Below are 16,441 nucleotides of genomic sequence, written 5' to 3' on the forward strand. Positions count from 1 at the left end.
CCGAACGCGACGGTGACGGCAGCCGCCATCCTTGGCGCTTCGCTGCGCGGCCGTATTCCGGCGATGCTCAACTACACCGCGGGTGTGAACGGTATGCGTGCGGCGCTGACCGCCTCGCAGGTGAAAACCGTGTTTACCTCACGTCAGTTCCTGGAGAAGGGGAATCTGTGGCATCTGCCGCAGGGCCTGAACGAGGTGCAGTGGATCTATCTGGAAGATCTGAAAGATACCGTGACGCTGCAGGATAAGCTGTGGATCTTCGGCCATCTGCTGATGCCGCACCGTGCCCAGCTGCCGCAGCAGCCGGAAGATGCGGCAATGGTGCTGTTTACCTCGGGTTCAGAGGGCAACCCAAAAGGCGTGGTGCATTCACATAAGAGCCTGCTCGCGAACGTGGAGCAGATTCGCACCGTGGCCGATTTCACTCCGCGTGACCGCTTTATGTCGGCCCTGCCGCTGTTCCACGCCTTTGGCTTAACCGTGGGCCTGTTTACGCCGCTGCTGACCGGGGCGCAGGTGTTTCTCTACCCCAGCCCGCTGCACTACCGCATCGTGCCGGAGCTGGTCTATGACCGTAACTGCACCGTGCTGTTTGGCACCTCAACCTTCCTCGGCAACTATGCGCGTTTTGCCAATCCTTACGACTTTGCGCGTCTGCGTTATGTGGTCGCCGGGGCGGAAAAGCTGCAGGAGGGCACGCGCCAGATCTATATGGAGAAGTACGGCATCCGCATCCTCGAAGGCTATGGCGTGACGGAGTGCGCGCCGGTGGTGGCGATCAATGTGCCGATGGCAGCCAAAACCCATACCGTGGGCCGCATCCTGCCAGGCATGGATTCGCGTCTGATTTCGGTGCCGGGCATTGAGCAGGGCGGACGGCTGCAGCTGCGCGGCCCTAACATCATGAATGGCTATCTGCGCGTGGAGAATCCGGGCGTGCTGGAGCCGCCCGTTGCCGATAACGGTGAAGGCGAAAGCGAAGCGGGCTGGTATGACACGGGCGACATCGTCAGCTTTGATGACGGCGGCTTTTGTCAGATTCAGGGGCGCGCCAAACGCTTCGCCAAAATCGCCGGGGAGATGGTATCGCTGGAGATCGTAGAGCAGATTGCGCTGAAGGCTTCAGCGGAGAAGCAGCACGCTGCCTCGCTGCGACCGGACGGCAACCGCGGCGAAGCGCTGGTGCTGTTTACCACCGATAGCGAACTGAGCCGTGACCAGCTGCAGCGCGCCGCGCGTGAAATCGGTGCGCCAGAGCTGGCGGTGCCGCGTGATATCCGCTTTATGAAGCAGCTCCCGATGCTGGGCAGCGGCAAACCGGATTACGTCAGCCTGAAACAGCTGGCGGAAGAGGAGAAGGCATGAGCCCGTCAGCCAATGCGCCGGCACCGCTGCTGTCGCGCAGCATGATTGCGGTGATCGTTGCGCAGTTTTTCTCGGCGTTTGGCGATAACGCACTGCTGTTCGCCACGCTGGCGGTGCTGAAAAATCAGCACTATCCGGACTGGAGCCAGCCGATCCTGCAGATGCTGTTTGTGGCCACTTACATTCTGCTCGCACCGTTTGTCGGGCAGATGGCGGACAGCTTTGCCAAAGGGCGCGTGATGATGTTCGCCAACAGCCTGAAGCTGCTGGGGGCGCTGATCGTCTGCTTTGGATTTAACCCCTTCCTCGGCTATACGCTGGTCGGGATTGGCGCAGCGGCCTATTCGCCGGCCAAGTACGGCATTCTGACCGAGATCACTCAGGGACCGCGCCTTGTAAAGGCCAACGGCCTGATGGAGTCATCGACCATTGCGGCGATCCTGCTCGGTTCGGTGGCGGGCGGCGTGCTGGCGGACTGGAATCTGCTGGCCGCGCTGATTGTCTGTGCGCTGACGTACGCGCTGGCGGTAGTGGCGAATATCTTTATTCCGCGCCTGCAGGCGGCACGTCCGGGCCAGAGCTGGCATTTTGGCGCCATGCTGCGCAGTTTTGTCGCCTCTGCGCAGCTGCTGTGGCGTAACGGCGAAACGCGCTTTTCGTTGCTGGGCACCAGCCTGTTCTGGGGCGCGGGCGTGACGCTGCGTTTCCTGCTGGTACTGTGGGTGCCGGTGGCGCTCGGTATCACCGATAACAAAACGCCGACCACGCTGAACGCGATGGTGGCGATCGGTATCGTGATCGGCGCGGCGGCGGCGGCAAAACTGGTTACGCTGGAGACGGTACGGCGCTGTATGCCGGCTGGCGTGCTGATTGGTGTGATGGTGGTGGTGTTCTCGCTGCAGCACAGTCTGCTGAATGCGTATCTGGTGCTGATGCTGATCGGCGCGCTGGGCGGCTTCTTTGTGGTGCCGCTGAATGCGCTGCTGCAGGAGCGCGGCAAAGATACCGTGGGTTCAGGCAACGCGATTGCGGTGCAGAATCTTGGCGAGAATAGCGCGATGCTGCTGATGCTGGGGGTCTATACCGTGGCGATTAAGCTGGGTGCGCCTGCGGTCGCGACGGGGGTAGGCTTCGGCGCCCTGTTCGCCATGGCGATTGCCGTGCTGTGGTGGAGATCGCGTCGCTGAGCGGCACAGCGATGGGCCAGGTCGCATTAATGGCGACCCTACAATAGCCCGGAGCTGACGTCAGGAGCACCAAAACCACAGCGCGTACGCCAGGGTAACAAATCTCCAGGGTGCGCGTTAACGCGCACCAGGATGATTACGGTGCCGGGTAGGTATACTGACGGTGAATCGCTTCGATCTCCTCTAACACTTCGCTGCTCAGCGTCAGGTTAAAGCTCTCCACGTTAATCTTCAGCTGATCCAGGGTGGTTGCGCCCAGCAGGGTGCTGGCGACAAACGGCTGCTGACGCACATAGGCCAGCGCCATCTGCGAAGGATCAAGCTGGTGCTTCTTCGCCAGCGCTACATAGGCGGCAATCGCCTGCTGTGACTGCTCACCGCTGTAACGGGTGAAGCGGCTGAACAGCGTATTGCGCGCACCCGCCGGTTTCGCACCGTTCAGGTACTTACCGCTGAGCGTGCCAAACGCCAGGCTGGAGTAAGCCAGCAGCTCAACGCCCTCGTGCTGACTGATCTCCGCCAGACCCACCTCAAAGCTGCGGTTCAGCAGGCTGTAGGGGTTCTGAATGGAGACGATGCGCGGCAGCTCATGCTTCTCTGCCAGCTGCAGATAGCGCATCACGCCCCACGCGGTTTCATTGGAGACGCCAATGTAGCGGATCTTGCCGGCGCGCACCTGCTCGGTCAGCGCTTCCAGCGTCTCCAGCAGCGTCACGGTAGCGGTATTGTCGCTGTACTCATAGCCGAGTTTGCCAAAGTAGTTGGTCTGACGCTGCGGCCAGTGCAGCTGGTAGAGATCGAGATAATCGGTATTCAGGCGTTTCAGGCTGGCATCCAGCGCTTCGCGGATGTTTTTGCGATCCAGCGCCTGATGAGGGCGAATAAGGGCATCAGTACCGCGCACCGGGCCGGCCACTTTGCTTGCCAGAATAATCTTGTCACGGCTGCCGCGCGCTTTCAGCCAGCTGCCGATGTACTGTTCGGTCAGGCCCTGCGTCTCCGGACGCGGTGGTACCGGATACATCTCTGCAGTATCGATCAGGTTAATGCCCTGGCTAACGGCGTAATCAAGTTGTTCATGGGCGTCGGCTTCGCTGTTCTGCTCACCAAACGTCATCGTGCCTAACCCCAGCTGACTAACTTCCAGTGTGCTATGGGGGATACGGTGATAATGCATTGCCGGCTTCCTTTTTTCATTATGAAATGGAATGTTGTGTTCTCAGGGACTATAGCCTGTGAAGTGGCGCGGAAGGAAGGGGGGAAAGTTCGGGAAATCGCCCGCACAGGGGGAAAAGTGTGCAGGCGGCAAAATTTGGCACTTAACGCTCAATGATGGTGGAAACTTCGTCACCATTGATCTGCATAACATGGCCCTGTTCATCGGTATACTGCACCAGGCCCGTCTCTTTATCGATTGACGGTTTACCGTCGGTCATGATCATGCGGCCATCTTTGGTCGCCATGACATAATCACTGCTACAGCCGCTTAATGTTAATGCAACCAGTACCAGGCCCACTGCACTTACTAACCCTCTCATTCTCAGCTCCCTCAAACCACTTCAACAGCAAAAGTGTAGTAATAAATGCTTTCGCCAGCCGGAGTAATCGCATCATTCCTAAAATAACAGGGCGAGATGCGCTCGCCCTTGACATCTTTACGCGCTGTTTTTCCGGCTGCGCATCAGGTTCAGGCACTCTACCGCCATTGAGAAGAACATCGCAAAATAAATGTATCCTTTTGGTACATGCATACCAAAACTCTCAAGGATCAGGGTAAAACCGACCAGAATTAAGAACGCCAGTGCCAGCATTTTGACTGACGGGTGGCGCTCAACAAACTCGCCGATAGTGCGTGCGGCGAACATCATCATCAGTACGGCAATGACCACTGCTGCCATCATAATGAACAGATGATCGGAGAGACCGACCGCGGTAATCACCGAATCCAGGCTGAAGATGATGTCCAGCAGCATGATCTGCACGATAGCCCCGAAGAAGGAGTGCACATTGGTTTTATGCTCCTCTTCACCGCCTTCAATGGTTTCATGGATCTCCATGCTGGATTTCCACAGCAGAAACAGGCCGCCGAACAACAGGATCAGATCGCGCGCTGAGAAGGCGTGATCCATGACGGAAAACAGCGGATTAGTTAAACGCACCACCCAGGCGATGGATGCCAGCAGCCCAAGGCGCATCAGCATCGCACCCATCAACCCCAGCCGACGCGCGCGGTTTTGCTGGTGTTTGGGGAGTTTTGCCACCACCAGCGACAGGAAGATAATGTTATCAATGCCCAGTACAACTTCAAGAATGGTCAACGTTCCCAGCGCCAGCCAGGCATTGGGATCAGCAATCCAGTCAAACATGAATCATTCAATCCTAAACGAAAAGTAAACGGGAATTATACACGGTGCAGCACGAGTCGCCTAAAGCTAACCGCCGCCAGCACGTCAGTGAACGGCATGATGTAAGGCACAAAAAAAGCGGTGTGTGCTTACAGCAGGAAATGGCGGGCGAGCAGCGGTCCGGTGAACGTTTTCTTCAGGTAAAATCCGCGCGGTAGCGTCATGATCGGTTCGCCATGCTCGCCGATCGCTTCGGTCAGCGCTTTACTGTTAGCCGCTTTAGGGCGGATTTGCAGCCAGGCGCCGTGGCGTGCGGTGATGCGCTCTACCTGGCCCAGCACGATCATATCCATCAGCTCCTCCCAATCCTCACGCAGTTGCCGATCCTCCTCTTCGCTGGGTTGCCACAACAGGGGCGATCCCACGCGGCGTTCGGCCAGCGGAATGGCACGGTCGCCCTCAACCGGAATCCATAACACCCGCGCCAGCTTGTGGCGCACGTGGCTGGTTTGCCAGGTAACGCCGCTGGTGCCGGTTAAAGGGGCGACGCAGACAAATGTGGTCTCCAGCGGTTTTCCCTGCGCATCAACCGGGATGGTCTTCAGCTCGATACCAAGATGGGCGAAATCCTGCTCCGCTTTACTGCCGGCGCTGGCGCCAAGGTGGAGCTCAAGCAGCATGCCAACCCAACCTTTATCACGCTTTAAATCAGCCGGCATCGGCAAGCCCAGCTGCATGGCCAGCGCTGCAAATGTCTGGCCGGCCAGCTGCTGTGCGCGCTGAAGGAGTTCCGCTTCATCATGGGGCGGTACAGGCAATAAAGAGGGGGATGGCATAGCAAAACTCGTGGTTGGTTGAATTTTGTACAGTGGAGGCAGGTGCAATTTGTCCACATCCTGCTGCCCGTGATAAACGTGATAATAACATGATTCAGCATGCTTTTTTAAAGCCATTGTCTAAAGCGTGTCAATGCTATAGCAAGGTTATCCCGGCTTGTTATCGACAATGAACAGGATCACAGGCCCAGTTATCCACAGAAAAATGGGATAACCCGGGTTTTATCCACCCCTGTTTCGATTTACAGCCTTGACTTTGCCAGTTTGAACGCTTTTTTTCCGTTATCTGACCAGGTTTAGGACATTCTCTGTGGATAAAAAGCGCGGTGATGGATCTTTGAGCAGTTATAAATGATCGCCGGTTTACGCACATCAGTCCGTCCATCAGTTTGCCCTTGATAAAAGCCTATCCCCCTGAATAATGGCCTTTTTTGTGCTATTGTGCGGCGCAGCTGTGAGAATTTTCTTAAGCTGTTATTCAACTAATTCCCGTGTTCTGCACATAGCTATCCACAGAAAAGGTGAATAAGATCGACCATAAATAGCACCTGCTGTTTATAACTTAGGTCAACTCTGTGAGTTATCCCTTTTTTATTCGGATATGACCCCGGTTATCCAGTGGTTTACCGCCTGTAAGGAGTGTGAAACAATCAGGCTATTCAAATTTAGCTTTGAGGTAGTCCAGTGATCGATGATGATGGCTACCGCCCGAATGTTGGTATCGTAATCTGTAACAGGCAGGGACAAGTGTTATGGGCCAGGCGCTTTGGACAGCACTCCTGGCAGTTTCCTCAGGGAGGCATCAATCCGGGTGAAACCGCTGAACAGGCGATGTATCGCGAACTGTTCGAAGAGGTGGGTTTACACCGCAAAGATGTTCGAATACTTGCTTCAACCCGTAACTGGTTACGTTACAAGTTGCCAAAACGTTTGGTGCGTTGGGACACAAAGCCGGTGTGTATCGGCCAGAAACAAAAGTGGTTTCTTCTGCAGTTGATGTGTAGTGACGCGGATATCAATGTGCAACACAGCAGCACGCCGGAGTTTGACGGCTGGCGCTGGGTGAGTTTTTGGTATCCGGTACGTCAGGTTGTCTCTTTCAAGCGCGATGTCTATCGCCGCGTGATGAAAGAATTCGCTGGCGTGGTGATGTCTATGCAGGAGAGTGCGGGGCAGCGCAATCATAACGCCGCCCATCGACGTAAAAGAGGATAGGCCACGCCGTTTATGCTCACTCAGTTGCGCGAAATAGTAGAGAAGGTGGCGAGTGCACCGCGTCTGAATGAAGCACTCGACATTCTGGTAAACGAAATTTGCTTTGCGATGGAAACCGAGGTCTGCTCGGTTTACCTCGCCGATCACGATCGTCGTTGCTACTACCTGATGGCGACGCGCGGGCTGAAAAAGCCGCGCGGTCGCACCGTTACGCTGGCGTTCGACGAAGGGATCGTCGGGCTGGTGGGCCGCCTGGCCGAACCAATCAACCTTGCCGATGCGCAGAGTCACCCCAGTTTTAAATACATCCCCTCCGTGAAAGAAGAGCGCTACCGCTCGTTCCTTGGCGTGCCGATTATCAGCCGTCGTCAGCTGCTGGGCGTGCTGGTGGTACAACAGCGCGAACACCGCCAGTTTGACGAGAGCGAAGAGTCATTCCTTGTGACGCTGGCAACGCAGATGGCTGCGTTACTGTCACAGTCACAGCTCGGTCAGCTGTTCGGTCAGTTCCGCCAGACGCGGGTGAAAGCGATTGCCGCCGCGCCGGGTGTTGCTGTGGCGCCAGGCTGGGTGGATGAAACGCAGCCCTTGCTCGATCAGGTGTCAGCGGCCTCAACGCTCGATCCACAACGCGAACGCGAACGTCTGATCGTCGCCATGGGCGAAGCCGGCAATGAGTTTCGCCGCTTCAGCAAACGCTTTACCGCCAGCGTGCAAAAAGAGAGCGCGGCGATCTTCGATCTCTATTCACACCTGCTCACCGATGCGCGCCTGAAAAAAGATCTCTTTGCTGAGATTGAGCGCGGCTCGGTGGCGGAGTGGGCGGTGAAAACCGTTATTGAGAAGTTTGCCGCGCAGTTTGCCAGCCTGCAGGACCAGTATCTTCGCGAGCGCGCCGGCGACCTGCGCGTGCTCGGTCAGCGTCTGCTGTTTCACCTCGACGACACACTGGTGGGCACCAATGCCTGGCCGGAGCGCTTTGTGCTGGTGGCGGATGAGCTGACGGCCACCACCCTGGCGGAGCTGCCGCAGGAGCGATTAGCCGGTGTGGTCGTCCGCGATGGCGCCGCCAACTCGCACGCCGCTATTCTGACGCGGGCCATGGGCATTCCAACCGTGATGGGCGCGGACATTCTGCCTTCGCAGCTGAATAAACGCCTGCTGGTGGTAGATGGCTATCGCGGCGAAGTGCTGATCGATCCTGAACCGGTACTGGTGCAGGAGTATCAGCGCTTAATCAGCGAAGAGAACGCGCTGAGTAAAATGGCGGAAGGGGCGGTCGATCAGCCCGGCGAGCTGAAAAGCGGCGAGCGCGTTCAGGTGATGCTCAATGCCGGCCTCAGTCCGGAACACGAGCAGGCGCTGGACAACTGGGTTGATGGCATTGGCCTGTATCGCACGGAAATTCCGTTCATGCTGCAAAACGGTTTCCCGTCCGAAGAGGAGCAGGTGGCGCAATATCAGGGCATGCTGCAGCTGTTTTACGACAAGCCCGTCACGCTGCGTACGCTGGACGTCGGCGCCGATAAACAGCTGCCCTATATGCCGATCAGCGAGGAGAATCCCTGTCTCGGCTGGCGCGGAATTCGCCTGACGCTCGATCAGCCCGAGATCTTTTTGGTGCAGGTGCGCGCCATGCTGCGCGCTAACGCGGCGTCCGGCAACCTGAGCATTCTGCTGCCGATGATCAGCCATATCGACGAGATCGACGATGCGCGCAGGCTGATCGATCGCGCCGGTCGTGAAGTCGAGGAGATGCTCGGCTATGTGATACCGAAGCCGCGCATCGGCGTGATGATCGAAGTACCTTCGATGCTGTTTCTGATCCCGCATCTGGCGGATCGCGTCGATTTTATCTCGGTCGGTACCAACGATCTCACGCAGTATCTGCTGGCGGTTGATCGCAATAACACCCGCGTGGCAAACCTGTACGATCCGCTGCATCCGGCAATGCTGCGCGCGCTGCAGGTGATCGCCAGCGAAGCCCGTGAGGCCAAACTGCAGCTCTGCCTGTGTGGTGAAATGGCGGGCGATCCAATGTGCGTTGCGCTGCTGGTCGGTCTGGGCTATCACCACCTCAGCATGAACGGCAAGAACATTCCGCGTGTGAAATATCTGCTGCGTCACCTTGATTATGAAGAGACGCAGCAACTGAGCCAGCAGGGCCTGGTGGCGCATACCGCCTCCGACGTGCGTCAGCTGGTCTCTGCTTTTATGGAGCAGCGCGGACTGGGTGGTTTGATTCGCGGCGGGCGCTAACTGTTTACATTTCTGCGGAAATTGTGAAAAGCGGCTGTGCTATGATGCGCAGCCTTTTATTGTATGGCCCTTTAGCCACGCCCTTGTGGGCAGAAAAATCGATGGTGAAAGATGACTAACGGCTACATTTCGTTCCCCCAATTCGATCCGGTGATTTTCTCCATCGGACCGGTTTCGCTGCACTGGTACGGTTTGATGTATCTGGTCGGCTTTATCTTTGCTATGTGGCTGGCGGTGCGCCGTGCCAATAAACCCGGCAGCGGCTGGAAAAAAGAGGAAGTTGAGAACCTGCTGTATGCCGGCTTCCTCGGCGTCTTCCTCGGTGGCCGTATCGGTTACGTGCTGTTCTACAACCTGCCGCTGTTCCTGGAGAATCCGCTCTACCTGTTCAAGGTGTGGGATGGCGGGATGTCCTTCCACGGTGGTCTGATCGGCGTGATTGTGGTGATGCTGATCTTTGCGCGCCGCACCAAACGCACTTTCTTCCAGGTCGCTGATTTCATTGCGCCCCTGATTCCGTTTGGCTTGGGGGCCGGTCGCTTGGCAACTTTATCAACGGCGAGCTGTGGGGCCGAGTGGCACCGGATTTCAAATTTGCCATGCTGTTCCCGGGTTCACGCAGCGAAGATCTCGCGTTGGCCGCGAACAATCCGCAATATCAGGCGCTACTGAACACGTACGGCGTGCTGCCGCGTCACCCGTCGCAGCTCTATGAGCTGTGCCTTGAGGGCCTCGTGCTGTTCATTATTCTGAACCTGTTTATTCGCAAACCGCGCCCGATGGGCAGCGTCTCCGGCCTGTTCCTGATTGGCTACGGCGCGTTCCGTATTATCGTCGAGTTCTTCCGCCAGCCCGATGCGCAGCTCGGCCTGTTTGAGGGCGGTATCAGTATGGGCCAGATTCTGTCCGTTCCGATGATTCTGGCCGGTATCATCATGATGGTTTGGGCGTATCGTCGTCGCCCGCAGCAGCAAACCCGAGAGGTAAAATGAAACAGTATCTGGACCTGATGCAACACGTGCTGAATGAAGGCGCAGAAAAGGCCGACCGTACCGGCACCGGCACGCTCTCCATTTTTGGCCACCAGATGCGTTTCAATTTGCAGGACGGTTTTCCCCTGGTGACCACCAAGAAAGTGCATCTGCGCTCAATCATTCATGAGCTGTTATGGTTCCTGAAAGGGGAGACCAATATTGGTTACCTGAAAGAGAACAAGGTCACTATCTGGGATGAGTGGGCGGATGAGCAGGGCGATCTGGGCCCGGTTTATGGCAAACAGTGGCGCAGCTGGGGCAGTGCCTCCGGCGAGCAGATCGACCAGATCAGCAAGGTGATTGAGCAGCTGAAACGCGATCCGGATTCACGCCGCATCATCGTCTCCGCCTGGAACGTTGGCGAGCTGGATCAGATGGCGCTGGCGCCGTGCCACGCTTTTTTCCAGTTCTATGTCGCGAATGGTAAACTCTCATGTCAGCTGTATCAGCGCTCGTGCGATATTTTCCTCGGCCTGCCGTTTAATATCGCCAGCTATGCGCTGCTGGTGCACATGGTGGCGCAGCAGTGCGATCTTGAGCCAGGCGATTTTGTCTGGACCGGTGGCGATACCCATCTGTACAGCAATCACCTTGAGCAGGCGCGTTTGCAGTTAACGCGCGAACCGCGTCCGCTGCCGAAGCTGGTTATCAAACGTAAACCGGACTCTATCTTCGATTATCAATTTGAAGATTTTGAGATTGAAGGGTATGACCCGCATCCGGCCATCAAAGCGCCGGTCGCCGTATAACATCCGCCATAGAGCCGTAGCCCTGCCCATACGCAGGGCTTTTTTTTGCGCCTCGCCTGCGCCCTGAAGCTCACCGTCAGTGCCCACATAACTGAATCCCGCTCGCAAAAATCTGTACCTGCCTGTATAGCCGTAAAATATCCTGCGTGATGCTTTCCAGCGCGCCCGGTTGCCGCTTGTTACCGACGTGGCGTAAGAGCAGATTAGCGCCATGAAGAGAAACGACGCCAGCGGCTTCACCCTGCCGGAACTGCTGCTGGTGATGATCATTGCCGGCATTCTCAGCCTGAGCGCGTTACAGGGCTGGCAGCGCTGGCAGCAGTACCAGCAGCTTCGTGAGAGCGTGCTGCAGCTTCAGGGCTTTCTGCTGCGTCTGCGGGCGCACGCCAGCTGGCACAATCGCGATCTCAGTCTGTGGCTTCAGCCCGGCGATCGCGGCTGTCTCGGCGCCGGACCCAAACCCGCAGAGGGGTGCCTGTCAGGCTCGCGCTGGCAGTTTCAGCCACCCTATGCCGGCGTGCGCATCGCAGCCTTAACTGGCGAGCCAGGCTTCTATGGCCGGCGCGATGTAGCCCGGCCCGGCAGCATAGATATTGAGAACGTTACCGGGCGCTGGCGGCTGATTATCTCTGCCAGAGCGCGCATTCGAGCCTGCCAGCCGGGAGAGAAGGGATGCGAATAGCCGAGCGGGGTTTCAGCCTGCTGGAGATGCTGCTCGCCATGGCGATTGGCGCGGTATTGATGCTTAGCGTGGGGCGCTTTCTGCCCCTGCTGCTGGCACAAAATCTGCAGCTTCAGCAGCGGGTACAGCTGCAACAGGAGCTGCAGCAGATCGCCGGTACGCTGGAGAAAGCGCTGCGTCGGGCAGGCTACTGTCACGGCCAGTGCGCTGGTCCGGCGCTGACGCTGGTTGCCGGCGGCAGCTGCGTGCTGTTGCGCTGGGATGAAAACAGCAACGGGCGCTGGGAAGGGGTGGGACACAGTGAAAGCGACCTGTATGGCTACCGGCTGCGCAGTGGACAACTGGAGATGCAGCGCGGTGTGGATGAGTGCAACAGCAGCGGCTGGGAGCGCCTGACCGATCCGGCCTTCCTCGTCATCGACAGTTTCAGCGTTGAGCGCAGCCACACCCGGTTGCAGCTACAGCTGGCGGGACACGTCGGGACACAGGATGTGGCGCTGGTGCGCTGGATAGAGGGGCTTAATCTGTGAATCAGCAGGGTAACAGTACGCTCGGCATGGTGCTGATGCTGCTGCTGTTGGGCGGCATGACGCTACATGCTACGCGTACCCGGCTTGCGCAGAGTATGCCGCTGGTGGCTGATGCGCAGCAGCACCATCAGGATTACTGGCAGGCACAGGCCGCGCTGGAGTGGGGCCTACGGCAAAACTGGCCGCAGGCAGATAGCTGGCAGTGCCAGTCTGAAGCAGAGCAGCAGTGGCAAAGCTGCCTGTTGCACAGGGAGGATGACGATGGTTTGTTATCGGGGCGCCGCGCCGGGAGCACGCTATGGCTGTTCCGCCAGGTGTCGCTGCACGCCAGCGCGCTGCAAACGCAGCCGCACGGCTGGATCGACTACTGCCCGCTGGCGAAGGCGGAGCTGTGTCCGCCGCAGGATGAGCCAGCAGGGCTTTAGCCTGGCCGAAACGCTGGTGGCGATGCTGCTGCTGGCAATGACCATCAGCACCCTGCTGCAGTACCATCGTGCGCTGGCGCTGGGGTTCAGCCAGCAGTGGCATCAGCACCAGGCGTGGCAGGTGGCGGGGCAGGTTCTGCTGGGGCGCGAGGTCGATGGCTGGGTCAGCCAGCACCAGCCGCAAACGATGCCGGGCGGCTGCGTGCTCAATCGCGTTACCGTGACCGGACCGCAGCAGCGGGCAGCCACGCTGGCGCGGCTCAATTGCCACTAAGGTGAGCACGGGAATAGGCATCGCTACCGTTTACAGGTAGAGTGACCGGGCTGCACCGCTTTCCCTTTCACAAGGAGACTTATGTTCCGGGTTTACCATTCCAATCAGCTCGATCTGTTGAAAAATCTGGCAGGGATTCTGATTGAAAATCAACCACTCGCCGATCCGCTTGCTGCGGAGCAGGTGCTGGTGCAAAGTCCCGGAATGGCACAATGGCTGCAAATGGAACTGGCGCACAGCTTTGGTATCGCCGCCAACATCGATTTTCCGCTGCCCGCGACCTTTATCTGGAACATGTTCGTCAAAGTGCTACCGGGGATTCCGGAAGAGAGCGCATTCACCAAAGCCAGCATGAGCTGGAAGCTGATGCACCGGCTGCCTGTGCTGCTGGAGCGCGAGGAGTTTCAGCCGCTGCGGCTCTATCTGCATGACGACGATGATAAGCGTAAGCTCTATCAGCTTAGCGCGCGCGTAGCCGATCTCTTTGACCAGTATCTTGTCTACCGTGCCGACTGGCTCAATAGCTGGGAGCGCGGTGAGCTGGTGGCCGGTCCGGGCGAATCACAGCAGTGGCAGGCCGCGCTCTGGCGCGATCTGGTCAGCTTTACCGAGAGCCTCGGCCAGCCGATGTGGCACCGTGCTAACCTCTATGCGCGCTTTATTCAGGCGCTGGAGCAGGCGCACAGCGCGCCGCCAGGTCTGCCGCAGCGCGTGTTCATCTGTGGCATCTCAGCACTGCCCCCCATCTATATTCAGGCGCTGGAGGCGCTGGGGCGTCACATTGATATTCATCTGTTGTTCACCAACCTTGCCGCCACTACTGGGGGGATATTCAGGATTATGCGTTCCTGGCGAAGCTACAAAGCCGCCAGCGCCGCCTGCTGCACTCGGAAGAGACGCAGCCGCTATTCCGCGATCCGGAGGCAGCGCCAACCCTGTTTAATGACAGTGGAGAGCAGCAGCTGACCAACCCGCTGCTGGCGTCGTGGGGCAAGCTGGGGCGCGATAACCTGTTCCTGCTCAGCCAGATGGAGTCGTCGGCAAATGACATCGATGCCTTTGTCGACATACCGCCCGATAACCTGCTGCACTGCCTGCAGGCCGATCTGCTTAATCTTGATGACCACGCGGTGATCGGCCTTAGCGCAGGTGAACTGGCCGACAGCCGGAGAAAGCGTCTGCTTGCGCCTAACGATCGCTCCATCACCCTGCAGGTGTGCCATAGCGCACAGCGGGAAGTGGAGGTGCTGCAGGATCATCTGCTGGCCCTGATGGAAGCCGATCCGCAGCTCAAGCCGCGTGACATTATTGTCATGGTCGCGGATATCGACAGCTACGCTCCCTTTATTCAGGCGGCCTTTGCCAGCGCCCCGCCAGAGCGCTACCTGCCGTTTGCCATCTCGGACCGTCGTGCCAGCCAGGCGCATCCGGCTATTCTGGCGCTGCTCAGCCTGCTGACCCTGCCGGAAAGTCGCTTCGCCTCTGAAGAGGTGCTGGCGCTGCTGGAAGTACCGGCGCTGGCGCAGCGCTTCTCGGTGGATGAGAGCGGCTTACGTCTGCTGCGCCGCTGGGTGATGGAGTCAGGCATTCGCTGGGGGCTGGATGATGCCAGCGTAGAGGCGCTGGCACTGCCCGTGACCGGACAACACACCTGGCGCTTCGGCCTGCAGCGTATGCTGCTCGGCTACGCGCTGGAGAGCCACCACGGCGACTGGCAGGGCATTCTGCCGTATGACGAATCCAGCGGCCTGATCGCCGAACTGGCCGGCCATCTGGCCGAACTCTTGTCGCGGCTCGATAGCTGGCGAGCGCGTCTTGCTGAAGAGCGCACGCTGCCAGAGTGGCTGCCGCTATGTCGTGAGCTGATCGAAAGCTTCTTCAGCGGCGACGCAGAGAGCGAGGCCGCGCTGCTGCTGGTGGAGACCGAGTGGCAGCAAATTATCAGCCAGGGGATGCAGGCGACGTATGCGCAGCCCATACCGGTAACCTTGCTGCGTGATGAGCTGCGCTCGCGCCTCGATCAGCAGCGTATCAGTCAGCGCTTCCTCGCCGGCCCGGTCAACTTCTGTACCCTGATGCCGATGCGTTCTATTCCGTTCAAAGTGGTTTGCCTGCTGGGCATGAACGACGGCGTCTATCCGCGCACCATCGCGCCGCTGGGGTTTGATCTGATGCAGCAGCACATGCGCAAAGGTGATCGCAGCCGTCGCGATGACGATCGCTATCTGTTCCTCGAAGCGCTGATTTCAGCGCAGCAGCAGCTCTATATCAGCTACATCGGGCGAGCCATTCAGGACAATACCGAGCGCTACCCCTCGGTGCTGGTGAGCGAACTGGTGGACTACCTGGCGCAGAGCTTCTGCCTGCCCGGCGATGAAGAGAGCGAGCCGGATGTCAGCGAGCAGCACGTGCGTGAACACCTGCAGAATTTGCACAGCCGCATGCCGTTTGCCGCTGAAAATTACCAGCCCGGCTCTTATAAACAGAGCTTTGCCGCAGAGTGGCTGCCCGCCGCCAGCCAGAGCGGCGTGGCGCAGCCAGAATTTGTGCAGCCGCTACCGGTGCAGCCGCTCACGCTTATGTCGCTGGAGCAGCTACTGCGCTTCTGGCGCCATCCGGTGCGCGCCTGGTTCCAGCAGCGTCTGGGTGTCGCTTTCTGGATGGAGGAGAGCGAGCTGCCGGACAGCGAGCCTTTCGCCCCGGACAGCCTTGAGCGCTACCAGATCAATGCACAACTGCTGAATGCGCTGGTAAACGGTGATGATCCGCAGCAGCTGTATGCGCGCCACCGGGCGGCGGGAAACCTGCCTTACGGGGCATTTGGGGAACTTTTCTGGCAGAGTCAGACCGAAGAGATGCAGGATGTGGCGGCGGAAGTCAGCGGTCAGCGCTTGCCGTCTGAAAACCGGGAAGTCAATCTGATCCTGGGCACAGTGCAGTTGACCGGCTGGCTGACCCAGGTGCAAGCTGATGGGCTGCTGCGCTGGCGTCCGGGCGTGCTTAATATGAATGACGGTCTGCTTTTATGGCTGGAGCACTTAGTGTACTGCGCGCTGGGTGGCAACGGCACCAGCCGCATGTACGGACGCAAACAGAGCCGCTGGCGCTTTAATGCGCTCTCTGCTGATGAGGCGTGCGCACGGCTTACCGACTATGTCACCGCCTGTGAAGCCGGCTTAGCGCAGCCGCTTATGCTTCTGAATAAGTCTGGCGGTGCCTGGCTGGAGGCGAGTTTTGACAAGAAAACCGGCCAGCTGCTGGACGATGATGCCACGCAGAAAAAGGCACTTAACAAACTGCAGCAAGCCTGGCAGGGTGGTTTTCAGGTGGAGGGGGAGGGCAGCGATCCCTATCTGCAACGCCTGTGCCGTACCCTGGACGATGACGCCATACAGGCAATTATCGCTGCCGCACGCCAGTGGTACTTACCGGTACGTCTGGCACACCAGGATGATGAATAGCGAGCGGGCAGCGTCAGGCGCGGCCTGCTCAACATATAAAAAGCAGACTTATTTTACCGCCGGGCACACAGCCAGCGGA

General features: G+C 58.5%; 13 protein-coding genes and 2 pseudogenes. 11 read left to right on the forward strand and 4 right to left on the reverse strand.

Going from position 1 to position 16,441, the window contains the following annotated elements:
- Positions 1 to 1,365: bifunctional acyl-ACP--phospholipid O-acyltransferase/long-chain-fatty-acid--ACP ligase (gene aas, locus HA48_RS18175; RefSeq protein WP_128602576.1), on the forward strand; the 1,365-nt coding region annotated here is incomplete at its 5' end.
- Positions 1,362 to 2,552 carry a lysophospholipid transporter LplT gene (gene lplT, locus HA48_RS18180; RefSeq protein WP_128602577.1) on the forward strand — a complete coding sequence of 397 codons (1,191 nt, stop codon included), beginning with the start codon at positions 1,362 to 1,364 and terminating at the stop codon, positions 2,550 to 2,552. The genes aas and lplT, both read left to right, overlap by 4 nt.
- Before the next feature lie 136 nt (positions 2,553 to 2,688).
- On the opposite strand, the gene HA48_RS18185 is transcribed toward lplT, so the two are convergent.
- The 4 genes from HA48_RS18185 to mutH form a co-directional block, all read right to left on the reverse strand.
- Positions 2,689 to 3,729 (reverse strand): NADP(H)-dependent aldo-keto reductase, encoded by a 1,041-nt coding sequence (locus tag HA48_RS18185; protein ID WP_128602578.1) that lies wholly within the window; start codon positions 3,727 to 3,729, stop codon positions 2,689 to 2,691.
- A 142-nt stretch (positions 3,730 to 3,871) separates the two neighbouring features.
- Positions 3,872 to 4,090: a YgdI/YgdR family lipoprotein gene (locus HA48_RS18190; protein WP_128602579.1), complete on the reverse strand. Its 219-nt coding sequence runs from the start codon at positions 4,088 to 4,090 to the stop codon at positions 3,872 to 3,874.
- A 117-nt stretch (positions 4,091 to 4,207) separates the two neighbouring features.
- Complete coding sequence (locus tag HA48_RS18195) at positions 4,208 to 4,918, reverse strand: TerC family protein (RefSeq protein ID WP_128602580.1); 711 nt, start codon at positions 4,916 to 4,918, stop codon at positions 4,208 to 4,210.
- A gap of 128 nt (positions 4,919 to 5,046) precedes the next feature.
- The gene (gene mutH, locus HA48_RS18200) at positions 5,047 to 5,733 is read right to left on the reverse strand and encodes a DNA mismatch repair endonuclease MutH (protein WP_128602581.1); all 687 of its coding nucleotides are present in this window, start codon (positions 5,731 to 5,733) and stop codon (positions 5,047 to 5,049) included.
- Positions 5,734 to 6,417: 684 nt separating this feature from the next.
- On the opposite strand from mutH, the gene rppH reads away from it, so the two are divergent.
- The 9 genes and pseudogenes from rppH to recC all read left to right on the forward strand — a co-directional run bounded on the left by rppH (position 6,418) and on the right by recC (position 16,362).
- The gene (gene rppH / locus HA48_RS18205; RefSeq protein ID WP_128602582.1) at positions 6,418 to 6,948 is read left to right on the forward strand and encodes an RNA pyrophosphohydrolase; all 531 of its coding nucleotides are present in this window, start codon (positions 6,418 to 6,420) and stop codon (positions 6,946 to 6,948) included.
- 12 nt (positions 6,949 to 6,960) lie between these two features.
- Positions 6,961 to 9,207: a phosphoenolpyruvate--protein phosphotransferase gene (ptsP, locus tag HA48_RS18210; RefSeq protein ID WP_128602583.1), complete on the forward strand. Its 2,247-nt coding sequence runs from the start codon at positions 6,961 to 6,963 to the stop codon at positions 9,205 to 9,207.
- Between the two features lie 111 nt (positions 9,208 to 9,318).
- Positions 9,319 to 10,199: pseudogene (lgt, locus tag HA48_RS18215) on the forward strand (prolipoprotein diacylglyceryl transferase).
- A complete protein-coding gene (gene thyA / locus HA48_RS18220; protein WP_128602584.1) occupies positions 10,196 to 10,990 on the forward strand; it encodes a thymidylate synthase in 795 nt (264 codons plus the stop codon). Before lgt ends, thyA begins: the two are co-directional and overlap by 4 nt.
- Positions 10,991 to 11,201: 211 nt before the next feature.
- Complete coding sequence (locus HA48_RS18225) at positions 11,202 to 11,672, forward strand: prepilin-type N-terminal cleavage/methylation domain-containing protein (RefSeq protein ID WP_128602585.1); 471 nt, start codon at positions 11,202 to 11,204, stop codon at positions 11,670 to 11,672.
- Positions 11,663 to 12,202, forward strand: coding sequence for a prepilin peptidase-dependent protein (locus HA48_RS18230; protein ID WP_128602586.1), 540 nt, complete (start codon positions 11,663 to 11,665; stop codon positions 12,200 to 12,202). The genes HA48_RS18225 and HA48_RS18230 overlap by 10 nt, the downstream gene beginning before the upstream one ends.
- Positions 12,199 to 12,627 (forward strand): DUF2509 family protein, encoded by a 429-nt coding sequence (locus HA48_RS18235; protein WP_128602587.1) that lies wholly within the window; start codon positions 12,199 to 12,201, stop codon positions 12,625 to 12,627. Before HA48_RS18230 ends, HA48_RS18235 begins: the two co-directional genes overlap by 4 nt.
- Positions 12,608 to 12,901, forward strand: coding sequence for a prepilin-type N-terminal cleavage/methylation domain-containing protein (locus tag HA48_RS18240; protein ID WP_128602588.1), 294 nt, complete (start codon positions 12,608 to 12,610; stop codon positions 12,899 to 12,901). The genes HA48_RS18235 and HA48_RS18240 overlap by 20 nt, the downstream gene beginning before the upstream one ends.
- An 81-nt stretch (positions 12,902 to 12,982) precedes the next feature.
- Positions 12,983 to 16,362 (forward strand): annotated as a pseudogene (gene recC, locus HA48_RS18245) (exodeoxyribonuclease V subunit gamma).
- The last annotated feature ends 79 nt before the right edge of the window (positions 16,363 to 16,441 follow it).

Source organism: Pantoea wallisii (genome assembly GCF_002095485.1).
GTDB classification, from domain to species: domain Bacteria; phylum Pseudomonadota; class Gammaproteobacteria; order Enterobacterales; family Enterobacteriaceae; genus Pantoea; species Pantoea wallisii.

Excerpts from the sequence above, each read along its gene's own strand:
- ptsP (WP_128602583.1), top strand. The coding sequence starts at position 6,961 with ATGCTCACTCAGTTGCGCGAAATAGTAGAGAAGGTGGCGAGTGCACCG.
- thyA (WP_128602584.1), top strand. The coding sequence starts at position 10,196 with ATGAAACAGTATCTGGACCTGATGCAACACGTGCTGAATGAAGGCGCA.
- mutH (WP_128602581.1), bottom strand. The coding sequence starts at position 5,733 with ATGCCATCCCCCTCTTTATTGCCTGTACCGCCCCATGATGAAGCGGAA.
- HA48_RS18240 (WP_128602588.1), top strand. The coding sequence starts at position 12,608 with ATGAGCCAGCAGGGCTTTAGCCTGGCCGAAACGCTGGTGGCGATGCTG.
- HA48_RS18195 (WP_128602580.1), bottom strand. The coding sequence starts at position 4,918 with ATGTTTGACTGGATTGCTGATCCCAATGCCTGGCTGGCGCTGGGAACG.
- HA48_RS18230 (WP_128602586.1), top strand. The coding sequence starts at position 11,663 with ATGCGAATAGCCGAGCGGGGTTTCAGCCTGCTGGAGATGCTGCTCGCC.
- HA48_RS18190 (WP_128602579.1), bottom strand. The coding sequence starts at position 4,090 with ATGAGAGGGTTAGTAAGTGCAGTGGGCCTGGTACTGGTTGCATTAACA.
- lplT (WP_128602577.1), top strand. The coding sequence starts at position 1,362 with ATGAGCCCGTCAGCCAATGCGCCGGCACCGCTGCTGTCGCGCAGCATG.
- HA48_RS18225 (WP_128602585.1), top strand. The coding sequence starts at position 11,202 with ATGAAGAGAAACGACGCCAGCGGCTTCACCCTGCCGGAACTGCTGCTG.
- HA48_RS18185 (WP_128602578.1), bottom strand. The coding sequence starts at position 3,729 with ATGCATTATCACCGTATCCCCCATAGCACACTGGAAGTTAGTCAGCTG.